This window comes from Streptomyces sp. NBC_01471 (genome assembly GCF_041438865.1).
Classification (GTDB): Bacteria; Actinomycetota; Actinomycetes; order Streptomycetales; family Streptomycetaceae; genus Streptomyces.
Genome location: NZ_CP109450.1, coordinates 3783670 through 3795448, shown reverse-complemented (window position 1 = coordinate 3795448; position 11779 = coordinate 3783670). Strand labels below are relative to the sequence as shown.

Sequence of the window (11779 nt, the reverse complement as noted above, 5' to 3'; positions counted from 1 at the left end):
CCCGGCATGCGGACGCCTCTCCCCGACGCATCCCTGTTGTATCTATGCTGTGCGCATGCCCGTCGCCCCGCTGAAACAGCCCCCCGCCGCCGACCGCGTCTACGCCCACGTCAAACAGGCCGTACTCGACCGCCGTTACGAGGGCGGGACGCTCCTCACCGAGGGCGAGCTCGCCGATGCCGTGGGGGTCTCCCGGACTCCCGTACGGGAGGCGCTGCTCAAGCTGGAGGTCGAAGGGCTCATCAAGCTCTACCCGAAGAAGGGCGCCCTGGTCCTCGCCGTCTCCGCGCAGGAGATCCACGACGTGGTGGAAACCCGGCTGCTGGTCGAGGAGTTCGCCGCGCGGAAGGCCGTGCCCGCCTCCCCCCAGCTCATCGAGCGGCTCGCCGAGCTGCTGGCCGAGCAGACCGCACAGGTGGAGTCCGGCGATCTCGCCGGAGCCGCCGTCAGCGACCGCTGCTTCCACGCGGAGATCGTCCGCAGCGCCGGGAACGAGATCCTCTCCCGCCTCTACGACCAGCTGCGCGACCGGCAGTTGCGGATGGGCGTCGCCGTGCTCCAGGCGCACCCCGACCGCACCGCCCTCACTCTCGCCGAGCACGGCGAGATCCTGGAAGCGCTGCGCGGTGCGAACGCCGACGACGCCGTCGCCGTCGTCCGCCGGCATGTCACCCGGATCCGGAACCTGGCCCGCGGGGAGGACCGATGAGCGCCGTGCTGCCCGGCGATCCGCCGGGAGGGCGGCGTGCGGTCACCGTGTGGTCGATCGGCGTCGCCGTCTACTTCGTGGCGATCGTCTTCCGTACCAGCCTGGGCGTGGCCGGTCTGGACGCCGCCGACCGCTTCCACGTCAACGCCTCCGCCCTCTCCACGTTCTCCATACTCCAGCTGCTCGTCTACGCCGGGATGCAGATACCCGTCGGCCTGCTCGTGGACCGGCTCGGCACCAAGAAGGTGCTGACCCTCGGGGTGGTGCTGTTCACGCTGGGACAGCTCGGCTTCGCGTTCTCCCCCACGTACGGCACGGCCCTCGCCTCCCGTGCGCTGCTCGGCTGCGGTGACGCCATGACCTTCATCAGCGTGCTGCGGCTCGGCAGCCGCTGGTTCCCCGCCCGGCGCGGGCCGATGGTCGCCCAGCTCGCGGGTCTGGTCGGGATGGCCGGCAACCTCGTCTCGACCATCGTCATCTCCCGTACGCTGCACGGCCTCGGCTGGACCGCCACCTTCGCGGGCAGCTCGCTCGCCGGGGTGCTGGTGCTGGTGGTGATGCTGCTCTTCCTGAAGGACCACCCCGAGGGGTTCGAGCCGCCGCCCGCCCCGCACCCGGGGGCCGCGTCCGTGCGCCGGCAGATCGCCGCGGCCTGGAGCGAACCCGGTACCCGGCTCGGGATGTGGGTGCACTTCACCACGCAGTTCCCCGCGATGTTCTTCCTGCTGCTGTGGGGGATGCCGTTCCTCGTGGAGGCGCAGGGCCTGTCCCGGGCCACGGCGGGCGAACTGCTCACCCTGATCGTGCTCTCGAACATGGTCGTCGGCCTGGTCTACGGGCAGATCATCGCCCGGCACCAGGGCGCCCGGGCCCCGATCGCCCTGTCCACGGTGGGTGCGACCGCACTGCTCTGGGCGTGCACCCTCGCCTGCCCGGGCGGCCACGCGCCGATGTGGCTGCTGCTGACGCTGTGCACGGTGCTCGGCGCCTGCGGTCCGGCCTCGATGATCGGCTTCGACTTCGCGCGGCCCGCCAACCCTCCGGAGCGCCAGGGCACCGCGTCCGGCATCGTCAACATGGGCGGCTTCATCGCGTCGATGGTGACCCTGCTCGCGGTCGGAGTCCTGCTGGACGCGACGGGCGACAACTACCGGATCGCCTTCTGCTCCATCTTCGTCCTGGAGGCGCTGGGCGTCACCCAGATCCTCCGGCTGCGCCGGCGCAGCGCGCGCCGCGAGAACGAGCGGCTGGTGACCAGCCGGGTGGAGGCCGTGCACGTCCCGGTGTGATCCGTCCCGACGTGATCCGTCCCGCGCGATCCCGGGAGGCCCGCCGCTACGGCGTCATGGCGCTACGGCGTCATGACGTCACGGCGTCACGGCGAACGACTGGAGGATCGCCGCGGCCAGTTCCTGGTCGCCCTCGGCCTTGATCTCGTCCGAGACCGACGCCAGCCTGACCCGCCCGCAGGCCAGCCGGAAGTACGTCTCCCAGTCCATCGCGATCGTCACGGCGGGACCCAGCGAGGGCGAGCCGTCGACCGTGCCGCGCCCCTCGGAGTCCACCCGGACCGTCCGCATGAACTCGACGGTGCCGGTGATGTCGAAGACGACCGCGGTGTTCGGCGGTGCGCCCGCCTCCTTGGCGACGACCTTCGGCAGCGCCTCCACCAGGACGTCGCGGGCCACATAGGCACCCTGCGAGTCCAGATTGCCCGGCCTGCCCAGGGTGGTGCGCAGATCCTGCTCATGCACCCAGACGTCGAACGCGCGCATCCGCAGCGCCACTTCGAGCGTCTGTTCCGCGCTGAGCGGCGCGCGCACCAGGGTGTCCGGCTGCCGGGTCTCGTTCCGCAGCTGCCGCGAGCGCCGGATGATCGTGTACTCCAGGTCGGCGGTCATCTCCGGCGAGGTGTGGTGGCGCCGGACGTCGACCTGCATCTCCATGTACCGCTGGTGTTCCGTCTTCACGTGGAAGAGGTCGCGCGGCAGGGTGTGGATCGGCCGGGGGTCCCCGAGCTGTTCGTTCTCCATGCCGATGATGTGGGAGATGATGTCGCGCACCGACCAGTTGGGGCAGGGCGTCCCGCGGTTCCACTCGCCTTCGACGAGCGGCTTCACCAGCTCGGATATGGCTTCTGCGGAGTGGGTCCAGGCGTCGGCATAGGTCTGAAGGCTTGGATGGACTGTCACGGGACCCCTCGGAGCGGTGTTCTGCGGTACGGCGGGCGTAGACCTGCTGGTGTTCGAGGCACTGCTGGGGGTCTGGGGGCATCCCCCCGGAAGGCACAGTACGCTGCCCAGTGGCACCCCGGCAGTGCTTTCGTGTGACGATCGTAGGCCCGCGTTGACGGCCCGAATGCCAGGACGGTGGTACTGTGCGCGCCTCTCTCCTCCAGATCGCAGTGAATCCTGCGGAATCGCCCGCTTCACGCCGTTTGCGCGTGGCGGATCTCGTACGGGACCAGTCCGGTGCGGATCTCGTCGTCCTGCCCGAACTGTGGCCCGTGGGCGCCTTCGCGTACGAGTCCTTCGCGGCCGAGGCCGAACCGCTGGACGGCCCCACGCACGAGGCGATGGCGAAGGCGGCCCGCGACGCCGGGGTCTGGCTGCACGCCGGCTCGATCGTGGAGCAGGACCCCGAAGGGCCGCTCTACAACACCTCCCTGGTCTTCTCCCCCGAGGGCGAACGGGCCGCCGTCTACCGCAAGATCCACCGCTTCGGCTTCGACAAGGGCGAGGCGGTCCTGATGGGCGCGGGCGACGCACTGGTGACGGTGGACCTGCCGGAGACCACGCTCGGCCTGGCCACCTGCTACGACCTGCGCTTCCCCGAACTGTTCCGCGGCCTGACCGACGCGGGCGCCCACCTCCTGGTCGTCCCCGCGGGCTGGCCGGAGCGCCGCCGCTCGCACTGGACGCTGCTCGCGCAGGCGCGCGCGGTGGAGAACCAGGCGTACGTGCTGGCCTGCGGGTCCGCCGGTACGCACGCGGACGTGCCACAGGCGGGTCACAGCATCGTGGTCGACCCCTGGGGTGAGGTGCTCGCCGAGGCGGGCCCGGACGAAGAGGTCCTGACGGTCGAACTCGACCCGGCGCTCGTCGCCAGGACCCGCGAGCAGTTCCCCGCGCTGAAGGACCGGCGTCTCGGGCTGGCCCCGCCGCGCTGAAGGACCGGCGTCTCGGGCTGGCCCCGCCGCGCTGAAGGACCGGCGTCTCGGGCTGGCCCCGCCGCGCTGAACCGCGGCCGCCCCGCACCACCGACCGCGAACCACGGAGCACGGAGAGCACCGCCATGACCGAACCCGGCTGCCTGAGCACCATCCGCGCGTCCTACGACACCGTCGCGGTCGCCTACGAGGAACGCGTCCGTGACGACCTCGCGAACAGCCCCTACGACCGGGCGATGCTCGCCGCGTTCGCCGACCAGGTGCGGACGGACGGCGGCGGACCGGTGGCCGACGTCGGCTGCGGTCCGGGCCGGGTGACGGCGCATCTGGACGGGCTGGGGGCGGAGGCGTTCGGGATCGACCTCTCGCCGGGGATGGTCGACGTGGCCCGCCGGACGTATCCGGGCCTGCGGTTCGAGGTGGGGTCGATGACCGCCCTCGACCTGGCGGACGGCTCGCTCGGCGGCCTGGTCGCCTGGTACTCGATCATCCACCTCCCGCCGGAGCTGCTGCCCTCGGTCTTCGCTGGGTTCCACCGGGTGCTCGCGCCGGGCGGGCGGCTGCTGCTCGCCTTCAAGGCCGGTGACGAACTCCGCCACCTCGACCACGGCTACGGCCATGACCTCTCGCTCGACGTCCACTGGCTGCCGCCGGGCCGGGTCGCCGGGTGGCTGGCCGACGCCGGGTTCGACGTGCGGGCCCAACTGGTGCGCGAGCCGGACCCGCAGGAGAAGCAGCCGCAGGCTTACCTCCAGGCGACCAGGGGGCGCTGAGCCGGACCGCGGGGGCTCCTGCGGGGGCGCGGGACGGCGGGGCACCGGGCCGCTGCGGGAGAGCGCGGGGGCTCCTGAGGGGCGCCGGACCGGGTCGCGGGGTCGTCCGGGGTCAACACGGACTTGACGCCTCCCGCGCCGCCGGGGCAGACTTTCACTAGTCAATTAGTGAAAGAGGGGGTGCTGGTGGCCGATCACCATGTCGAGTACCGCATCGACCGGCACAGCGGCATCCCGACGTATCTCCAGATCGTTCAGCAGACCCAGCAGGCGCTGCGGATGGGCCTTCTCGAACCGGGGGACAAGCTCCCCACGGCACGTGAGGTCGTCGAGGCCACGGCCATCAATCCGAACACCGTGCTCAAGGCCTACCGGGAGCTGGAGCGCGCGGGCCTGGTCGAGGCGCGGCGGGGCGTGGGGACGTTCATCCTCAGGACGCTCGACGGCACCGGCACCGGCTCCCCCCTGCGGGCGGAGCTGGACGGCTGGGCGCTGCGGGCCCGGGCCGCGGGCATCGGCCGGGAGAGCGCCGCCGCGCTTCTGACCTCGGTACTGGACGAGCACTTCCCGAAGGGGGATCAGTGAGCATCATCAGCAGCGCCCCGGCCGCGATGGAGACGACCGGACTCACCCACCGCCACGGGCGTGGCCGCCGCGCGGCCCTCGCCCTGGAGGACTGCTCTTTCCGGGTCCCGGCGGGCAGTGTCTGCGCGCTGGTCGGCCCCAACGGCGCGGGCAAGTCCACGCTCCTGCGGATCGTCGCCGGGCTGATCCGGCCGGACGGCGGCGCCGTCGACGTCCTGGGTGCCGCGCCCGGCACCCACCGCGACCGGGTCGGCTACCTGGACCAGGCCCAGCCGCTCTACGGGCATCTCTCCATCGCCGACACGCTGGATCTGGGGGCCCGCCTCAACACGGGCCGCTGGGACGCCGCTTACGCCGCCCGGATCGTCGAAGAGGGCAGCCTCGACCCCGGGCGCAGGATCCGCGGACTCTCCGGCGGCCAGCGCACCCGCGTGGCACTCGCCCTCACCCTGGGCAAGCGGCCCGACCTGCTGCTGCTGGACGAACCGATGGCCGAACTCGACCCCCTGGCCCGTCAGCAGCTGATGGGCCTGCTGCTGGCCGACGCCGCCGAGAACGGCACCAGCATCCTGCTCTCCTCCCACATCGTCTCCGAACTCGCCTACTCCTGCGACCGCTTGCTGCTCCTCGACGACGGCCGTATGCGACTGGGCGGCTCCGTCGAAGAACTGCTCGCCGCGCACACCGTGGTCACCGGCCGGGGCACCGACCTGTCCCCGCACACGGTCATCGAGTCCCACCCCACCGGCCGCGGCCTCACCGCTCTGATCCGCCCCCGGGGCCCGCTCGCCGACACCTGGCAGACGCAGGAACCCACCCTGGAGGAGCTGCTGCTGGCCCACCTCCGCGCATCCGGCTCCCCGGCGTTCCTCACCCCGGAGATGAGCGGGGGCTCCGCGGCGGCGGCCTGACCGCCCCGCCCACGCGCCGGAGCCCGCCCGGCCCCGGCCGTACCACTCCCGTTTCCCGTTCCCCCCACGCACACACCACGATCTCACCGCCGCTCACAAGGACGTCTCATGACCGCCACCTCCGTGGACCAGCCCACCCCCACACCTCCGCTCCGCCCCTCGGGGCTGGACCTGCTCCGGACCGAACTGCGCCTGCACCGGGCAGCGCTGTGGTCCTGGATCGCCTTCGTGGTCGTCACCGCCGGGCTGCTGCTCTGGCTGGACGGTCCGGGCGCGAACGCCACACAGAAGCTGTTCGACAAGTTCGGTTACGCCGGGGTGCAGCAGGACGCCTGGCGGGGCCCGGTGTTCAACACCTTCTGGTCCGCCTACAACAACCTCTTCTACGACCCGGCCACCCTGATCAGCATCGCCACCTTCTGCGTGGCCCTCTTCGCGGCCGGCCCGCTGACCGCCCGCGAGCTGGAGAGCGGCACCACCAGGCTCGCCTGGTCCCAGTCCGTCTCGCCGGCCCGCTGGCTCGCCGCCAAACTCGCCGTCCCGGCTCTGGTCGTCACTGTCGGCACCGGTCTGCTCATCCTGCTCTACCGGCTGGTGTGGACCTCCCGCAGCGACCTGCTGCTCGCCGGCTACCTGCCCCGCGAGCTGTACTTCTCGATCGGCCCCGCCGCTGTCGTCGCTCCGCTGCTCGCGCTCGCCCTCGGCGCGCTCTGCGGCCTGCTGCTGCGCCGCACCCTGCCCGCCATGGCCGTCGCCGCCGTGCTCCAGTACGTGGTCACCGCCATCCGCAGCGGTCTGTGGCCGTTCCAGCGCGCCTACCAGGTGCCCGACGTCTCCGTACACAGCCGGGCGATCACGTCCACCGGCGCCCGGATCACCGACCCCGAGTGCTACGACAAGGTGCGGTGCCTCGCCCAGCACGACGTGACCGGCTTCACCCGCACCTATCTCCCGTCCCCGGACTTCTGGCCCCGCCAGCTCACGGAGTGCGGTGTCCTGCTCGCCCTGACCGCGCTCGCGGTCGGCGTGGCCTTCTGGGCACTGAAGCGCCGGACGGTCTGACCGACGGCCGGGACCGTGCGGTCCGACCGCCGGCCGGGGCCCGCGACAAGGGGGCCCCGGCCCGGTGCCCGGTCCTGACGGTCCGGCCGGGTGCTCCGGCCCGGTGGTCCGGACAAGCGCGCCCAGGGGAGCCGGGGTCTAGCCCTCGTGCTCCTTCTCGTGCTCCTTCTCGTGCATGTGGATCACGGAGACCGCGATGGCGATCATCAGCGCGGGGTCGGAGTCCTCACGGACCACGTTCACCGCGTACGCGTCCCGCACGCTGAACCACTTCTTCGAGATGTCGGCCAGCAGCTCGTTCTCGTACTCGACCGCGAACTCGCGGTCCAGGATGTTCCCGCTGACCTCCAGCTCCGTGCCGTCGACCAGCTTCACGCGGTAGTGGTCGTGCAGCAGAGTGAGCTTCTTCTTCCTGACGGTGGCCAGTTCCTCGCCGTCCCGCTTCAGGGTCATCGTGTCGCTGATGGAGATCAGCTTCTCCTTGAGCGTGATCAGCACCTGTCCGTCGAGATCCTTGAGCTCAAGGGTGTCGCGGATGCGCATCACCTTGCCGTCGACGAGATAGGCCTTGTGGCCGTTCTCGTCCTCGATCCAGTAGTCGTCGCCGATGTCGAAAATACGGTCGCGCACAAGGAATTTCATGCGGATGACGTTACCGCCCGGGCCAGTTGGGCAGCGGGCCGCCGGCGCCCGGTCCGCCCCATCCGCACCATGCCGCAGGTCACACCGTTCGAGGTGGCACCCTTGACGGCATGAACGATGTGACCCCCGCACCCCGTCGCGCCCGTGTCCGCGCCCCCGAGCTGATCGGCAAGGGCGGCTGGCTGAACACGGGGGGTCAGCAGTACACCCTCGCTGACCTGCGCGGACGCATTGTCGTGCTGGATTTCTGGACCTTCTGCTGCATCAACTGCCTGCACGTCCTCGACGAGCTGCGCGAGCTGGAGCAGAAGCACAGCGACACCGTCGTGATCATCGGCGTGCACTCCCCGAAGTTCGTGCACGAGGCCGAGCACCAGGCCGTCGTCGACGCGGTCGAGCGCTACGGCGTGCACCACCCCGTCCTCGACGATCCCGAGCTGGCCACCTGGAAGCAGTACGCCGTCCGCGCCTGGCCCACGCTCGTGGTGATCGACCCCGAGGGGTACGTCGTCGCCCAGCACGCCGGCGAGGGGCACGCGCACGCCATCGAGACGCTGGTCACCGAGCTGGAGGCCGAGCACGCGGCCAAGGGCACGCTGCGGCGCGGCGACGGTCCGTACGTCGCGCCCGAGCCGGTCGCCACCGGTCTGCGCTTCCCGGGCAAGGTGATCACGCTGCCCGGCGGCAACCTGCTCGTGTCGGACACCACTCGCCACCAGCTGGTCGAGCTGGAGGTGGACGGGGAGACCGTCGTACGGCGGATCGGCGGCGAGGGCGTCTTCAACGAGCCGCAGGGGCTCGCGCTGCTGCCCGGCGGGAAGGTCGCGGTCGCCGACAGCGTCCACCACGCCATCCGCACGTACGACCCGGAGACCGGCGGGATCGCGCTCGTCGCGGGGACCGGGAAGCAGTGGTGGCAGGGGTCGCCGACCAGCGGGCCCGCTCTCGACGTGGCACTCTCCTCGCCCTGGGACCTCGCCTGGTTCGGCGGGCGGCTGTGGATCGCCATGGCGGGTGTGCACCAGCTCTGGACCTACGACCCGGAGAGCGGGACCGTCGAGGTGGCTGCCGGGACCACCAACGAGGGGCTGGTCGACGGACCTGCCGCCGAGGCGTGGTTCGCGCAGCCGTCGGGGCTCTCGGCCGCCGGGGACCGGCTGTGGATCGCCGACTCGGAGACGTCCGCGCTGCGCTGGGTCGAATCGGATGCCGAAGGGCGGGCCGTGGTGCACACCGCCGTCGGTACCGGGCTCTTCGACTTCGGTCACCGGGACGGCGACGCCGGGCAGGCCCTGCTCCAGCACCCGCTGGGCGTCACGGCGCTGCCCGACGGCTCGGTCGCGGTGTCCGACACGTACAACCACGCGCTGCGCCGCTACGACCCGGCCACCGGTGAAGTGACCACGCTGGCAACGGACTTGCGGGAGCCGAGCGACGCGGTGCTCGTCGGCGACGACATCGTGGTGGTGGAGTCCGCGCGGCACCGGCTGACCCGGCTGCGCCTGCCCGACGAGGCGGTGCGGGTGGAGAGCGTCGCGCACCGCACGCAGCGGGCGGCCACCGACGTCGCGCCGGGCAAGCTCCGGGTCGACGTCGTCTTCCAGGCACCCGCCGGCCAGAAGCTGGACGTCCGGTACGGGCCCTCCACCCGGCTGCTGGTCTCCGCGACCCCGCCCGAGCTGCTGCTCGACGGGGACGGGGCCGGTACGGATCTCTCCCGGGACGTGGTGCTGAATCCGGAGGTCACCGAGGGCGTGCTCCATGTGTCGGCGATGGCCGCCTCCTGCGACGACGACCCGGCCAACCCGTATCCGGCCTGCCATGTGCACCAGCAGGACTGGGGCGTCCCCGTCCGTGTGACGGACGAGGGGACGGACCGGCTGCCGCTGGTGCTGGCGGGAATGGACGGCTGACCGGCCGGATCCGCGGGTCGGCCGTCAGCCCAGGTGGTGGTGGTCGTCCTCGACGACGGTGGTCGCGGTGGGCACCGTCGGACGGCGACGGCGCAGGACGCTGGTGTAGACGGCGATGCCGATGATGCCGACGAGCATCATGATGATGCCGACCATGTCCAGGTTGACGCCGTTCATGTGCCAGTCGGTTGCGAAGGTGAGGATGCCCCCCACCACGAGAAGAATGATGCAGCCGCCAAGGCCCATCGGTGTTCGCCTCCGAAGTCGTTGTGGCTGTTCGGTCCGTACAGGGCGCGTACCCGGGACCCGGACACCCAATCAACGTGGCGTCGGCGCGGTGGACTTCGGCGGCGGCATCGGCCGGCTCCGCTCAGCGTTCCGGGGGAACCGGCCCCCGGGGAATCAGCCCTCCAGGAAAGCCGTCAGGGAGTTGGCGAGCAGGTACGGGTCGTCGGCCCCGCACAGTTCGCGCGCGCTGTGCATGGAGAGGATCGCGACGCCGATGTCCACGGTGCTGATGCCGTGCCGGGCCGCGGTGATCGGGCCGATGGTCGTGCCGCACGGCATCGAGTTGTTCGACACGAAGTGCTGCATGGGCACCCCGGCCTTCTCGCACGCGGCGGTGAACACGGCCCGGCCGCCGCCGTCCGTCGCGTACCGCATGTTGACGTTGACCTTGAGGATCGGTCCGCCGTTGGCGCGCGGGTGGTGCGTCGGGTCGTGGCGCTCGCTGTAGTTGGGGTGGACGGCGTGACCGGTGTCCGACGAGAGGCAGACCGACCCGGCGAAGGCGCGGGCCCGGTCCTCGTACGTGCCGCCGCGTGCGAACACGGAGCGCTCCAGGACGGTGCCGAGCAGCGGCCCGTCGGCGCCGGTGTCGGACTGGGAGCCGTTCTCCTCGTGGTCGAAGGCGGCCAGCACCGGGATGTGCGTCAGCTCGCCGGCTCCGGGCCCGGAAGCGACGGCGGCCAGCGCGGCGGTGGCGGCGTGCACGGAGAGCAGGTTGTCCATCCGGGGGCCCGCGAGGAGTTCCCGGTCGCGGCCCAGATAGGAGGGCGCCTCGACGGGGCTCACCATGAGGTCCCAGCCGGTCACGTCGTCGGCCGCGACCCCGGCCTCCTCGGCGACGAACCGCATCAGGTCGCCCTCGCGGACCTCGCCGAGGCCCCAGACCGGCTGCATGTGGCGCTGCTTGTCGAGCTTGAGTCCTTCGGTGTGGACCGAGCGGTCCAGGTGGATGGCGAGCTGCGGTACGCGCAGCAGCGCCCGGTCCACGTCGACCAGCCGGTGGCTGCCGTCGCGCAGCGTGAGCCGTCCGGCGAGGCCCAGGTCCCGGTCGAGCCAGGTGTTGAGCAGGGTGCCGCCGTACACCTCGACGGCCACCTGGCGCCAGCCGTCGCTGCCGGTGTCGGGGAGGGGCTTCACGCGCAGGTTCGGGGAGTCGGTGTGGGCGCCGACGATCCGGAACGGGGTGTGCGCCGACGCGTTCTCCGGTACGTACCACGCGATGACGGCGCCGCCCCGCAGCACGTATTTCCCGCCCGTGGACGCGTCCCAGGCGTCGGTCTCCGACACCTGCCTGAAGCCCGCCTTCTCCAGCCGCCCGGCGGCGTTCGCCACGGCGTGGTAGGGCGTGGGGCTGGCCGTGAGGAAGGACATCAGGTCGTCGGTGTGGCCGCGGTCGAAGCGGACGGATGCGCTCATGGCAGCCACCATAACGACCGCGGCGGCGGCCTTGCCCGCCGGAACGGAACGGGGCCGCGGGGCCGGTGGGCGCATGGGACATGTGGGACGGATCGCGGCCGCTGTCAGTGGTGGATGCCACTATCGGCGCATGGTCGAATACGGCGCCGACACCAGGGAGCCCGTGCTGCTGGGCGAGATCCTGCACCACGTGTTCCGCACGACAACCGTCCGCTCCCGCAGGCCCCCGTGCCCGGAGCGGGCGCCCGCGCGAACGCACGGCGCCGACGCGGCCCCGGAGACCGGGACCGCGCCGCCACCGGGGTGAGCGC

The 11779-nt window shown here is 71.7% G+C and carries 13 protein-coding genes; 9 read left to right on the top strand and 4 right to left on the bottom strand.

The annotated features are described in order from the left end of the window. Nucleotides 1-55: 55 nt before the first annotated feature. Both OG285_RS16620 and OG285_RS16615 read left to right on the top strand, forming a co-directional pair. Nucleotides 56-709 (top strand): GntR family transcriptional regulator, encoded by a 654-nt coding sequence (locus OG285_RS16620; RefSeq protein WP_356826693.1) that lies wholly within the window; start codon nucleotides 56-58, stop codon nucleotides 707-709. Then, nucleotides 706-1998: an MFS transporter gene (locus OG285_RS16615; protein ID WP_356826691.1), complete on the top strand. Its 1293-nt coding sequence runs from the start codon at nucleotides 706-708 to the stop codon at nucleotides 1996-1998. Before OG285_RS16620 ends, OG285_RS16615 begins: the two co-directional genes overlap by 4 nt. A gap of 78 nt (nucleotides 1999-2076) precedes the next feature. On the opposite strand, the gene OG285_RS16610 is transcribed toward OG285_RS16615, so the two are convergent. Beyond that, on the bottom strand, nucleotides 2077-2901 hold the full coding sequence (locus OG285_RS16610; RefSeq protein WP_356826689.1) for a maleylpyruvate isomerase family mycothiol-dependent enzyme: 825 nt from the start codon (nucleotides 2899-2901) through the stop codon (nucleotides 2077-2079). A 185-nt stretch (nucleotides 2902-3086) separates the two neighbouring features. Here OG285_RS16610 and OG285_RS16605 point away from each other — a divergent pair, with 185 nt between their 5' ends. The 5 genes from OG285_RS16605 (at nucleotide 3087) to OG285_RS16585 (ending at nucleotide 7209) form a co-directional block, all read left to right on the top strand. Then, nucleotides 3087-3878, top strand: a complete 792-nt coding sequence (locus OG285_RS16605) for a carbon-nitrogen family hydrolase (RefSeq protein ID WP_371791407.1) — start codon at nucleotides 3087-3089, stop codon at nucleotides 3876-3878. A gap of 125 nt (nucleotides 3879-4003) precedes the next feature. Beyond that, complete coding sequence (locus tag OG285_RS16600; protein ID WP_356826685.1) at nucleotides 4004-4651, top strand: class I SAM-dependent methyltransferase; 648 nt, start codon at nucleotides 4004-4006, stop codon at nucleotides 4649-4651. Between the two features lie 186 nt (nucleotides 4652-4837). Continuing rightward, nucleotides 4838-5236 carry a GntR family transcriptional regulator gene (locus tag OG285_RS16595; RefSeq protein ID WP_356826683.1) on the top strand — a complete coding sequence of 133 codons (399 nt, stop codon included), beginning with the start codon at nucleotides 4838-4840 and terminating at the stop codon, nucleotides 5234-5236. Next, nucleotides 5233-6147: an ABC transporter ATP-binding protein gene (locus OG285_RS16590; protein WP_371791406.1), complete on the top strand. Its 915-nt coding sequence runs from the start codon at nucleotides 5233-5235 to the stop codon at nucleotides 6145-6147. Before OG285_RS16595 ends, OG285_RS16590 begins: the two co-directional genes overlap by 4 nt. A gap of 108 nt (nucleotides 6148-6255) precedes the next feature. Next, entirely contained in the window at nucleotides 6256-7209 is a 954-nt protein-coding gene (locus OG285_RS16585) for a hypothetical protein (RefSeq protein WP_356826679.1), read from the top strand. A 138-nt stretch (nucleotides 7210-7347) separates the two neighbouring features. On the opposite strand, the gene OG285_RS16580 is transcribed toward OG285_RS16585, so the two are convergent. Continuing rightward, nucleotides 7348-7851, bottom strand: a complete 504-nt coding sequence (locus OG285_RS16580) for an LURP-one-related family protein (protein ID WP_356826677.1) — start codon at nucleotides 7849-7851, stop codon at nucleotides 7348-7350. A 110-nt stretch (nucleotides 7852-7961) separates the two neighbouring features. Here OG285_RS16580 and OG285_RS16575 point away from each other — a divergent pair, with 110 nt between their 5' ends. Then, nucleotides 7962-9764 carry an NHL domain-containing thioredoxin family protein gene (locus OG285_RS16575; protein WP_371791405.1) on the top strand — a complete coding sequence of 601 codons (1803 nt, stop codon included), beginning with the start codon at nucleotides 7962-7964 and terminating at the stop codon, nucleotides 9762-9764. 24 nt (nucleotides 9765-9788) lie between these two features. Here the strand turns inward: OG285_RS16575 and OG285_RS16570 are convergent, their stop codons facing one another. Beyond that, complete coding sequence (locus OG285_RS16570) at nucleotides 9789-10010, bottom strand: DUF6458 family protein (protein ID WP_356826673.1); 222 nt, start codon at nucleotides 10008-10010, stop codon at nucleotides 9789-9791. Nucleotides 10011-10166: 156 nt separating this feature from the next. Further along, nucleotides 10167-11468, bottom strand: a complete 1302-nt coding sequence (locus OG285_RS16565; protein ID WP_356826671.1) for a M18 family aminopeptidase — start codon at nucleotides 11466-11468, stop codon at nucleotides 10167-10169. On the opposite strand from OG285_RS16565, the gene OG285_RS16560 reads away from it, so the two are divergent. Beyond that, nucleotides 11467-11775: a hypothetical protein gene (locus OG285_RS16560; protein ID WP_371791404.1), complete on the top strand. Its 309-nt coding sequence runs from the start codon at nucleotides 11467-11469 to the stop codon at nucleotides 11773-11775. The two genes, OG285_RS16565 and OG285_RS16560, sit on opposite strands and share 2 nt — an antisense overlap. The last annotated feature ends 4 nt before the right edge of the window (nucleotides 11776-11779 follow it).

What these genes read in the sequence shown, in the direction of transcription:
- OG285_RS16615 (WP_356826691.1), top strand. Translation starts at nt 706, where the DNA reads ATGAGCGCCGTGCTGCCCGGCGATCCGCCGGGAGGGCGGCGTGCGGTC.
- OG285_RS16620 (WP_356826693.1), top strand. Translation starts at nt 56, where the DNA reads ATGCCCGTCGCCCCGCTGAAACAGCCCCCCGCCGCCGACCGCGTCTAC.
- OG285_RS16600 (WP_356826685.1), top strand. Translation starts at nt 4,004, where the DNA reads ATGACCGAACCCGGCTGCCTGAGCACCATCCGCGCGTCCTACGACACC.
- OG285_RS16575 (WP_371791405.1), top strand. Translation starts at nt 7,962, where the DNA reads ATGAACGATGTGACCCCCGCACCCCGTCGCGCCCGTGTCCGCGCCCCC.
- OG285_RS16560 (WP_371791404.1), top strand. Translation starts at nt 11,467, where the DNA reads ATGGCAGCCACCATAACGACCGCGGCGGCGGCCTTGCCCGCCGGAACG.
- OG285_RS16585 (WP_356826679.1), top strand. Translation starts at nt 6,256, where the DNA reads ATGACCGCCACCTCCGTGGACCAGCCCACCCCCACACCTCCGCTCCGC.
- OG285_RS16565 (WP_356826671.1), bottom strand. Translation starts at nt 11,468, where the DNA reads ATGAGCGCATCCGTCCGCTTCGACCGCGGCCACACCGACGACCTGATG.
- OG285_RS16570 (WP_356826673.1), bottom strand. Translation starts at nt 10,010, where the DNA reads ATGGGCCTTGGCGGCTGCATCATTCTTCTCGTGGTGGGGGGCATCCTC.
- OG285_RS16580 (WP_356826677.1), bottom strand. Translation starts at nt 7,851, where the DNA reads ATGAAATTCCTTGTGCGCGACCGTATTTTCGACATCGGCGACGACTAC.